Raw genomic sequence first — 595 nt, forward strand, 5'->3', positions numbered from 1 at the left:
GGGAAGATGCAGTGCGAGAGGATGCGATTCTGCGGCCTGCCAACAGCACTTGGGGTGCATACCTGGCTCAATGGCGGACAAACTTCCAAGATGGACCGGGGGTGCCATTCCGGATGAACTATGACCCGCGTAATCCCTCTGACCCACCCGTCGTAGAATCTGAGGAAGGTTTTGCATCAGGTATCAGCGGTAAGCCGGTGGATTATTACGCTGACCCAGACCGGCGGGCGCATGGGTTCCGTTTGATGAATGGCAATGACATTAGCCGTGTAGGTGTACCGCCGGAGCGCAATATCTACGGCTTGACGTTTGTCAGCGACAACCCGGTGTACATCATGACCCAGTTGGCACGGGGGCGGAGTGGTTTTAACCTTCATGCTGATGCTGGCGGTAATACGATTGAGGAATTCACCACTGCGTTGCCTTTCCCTTACACTTTCAACCAGTTCTATGTCAGCCGCACCACGCGCAACTTGCTCTTTGCGACACCGGCTGGAGATACGTGGCGACCAGCAGAAATCTTAGCTGATGCCATTACCCTGATTACCCATAACTTTTGCGACGGGTATCTGGAGCATGGCATTCGCAATGTAAC

1 protein-coding gene is annotated in these 595 nt (G+C 54.1%); it reads left to right on the forward strand.

Features of this window, described 5'->3' with window-relative positions; translation table 11 throughout:
• Positions 1-113: 113 nt before the first annotated feature.
• Positions 114-595, forward strand: a 482-nt coding sequence (locus NZ585_15035) for a hypothetical protein (protein ID MCS7081343.1), incomplete at its 3' end; no start/stop codon positions are given.

Source organism: Chloracidobacterium sp. (genome assembly GCA_025057975.1).
GTDB lineage: Bacteria > Acidobacteriota > Blastocatellia > Chloracidobacteriales > Chloracidobacteriaceae > Chloracidobacterium.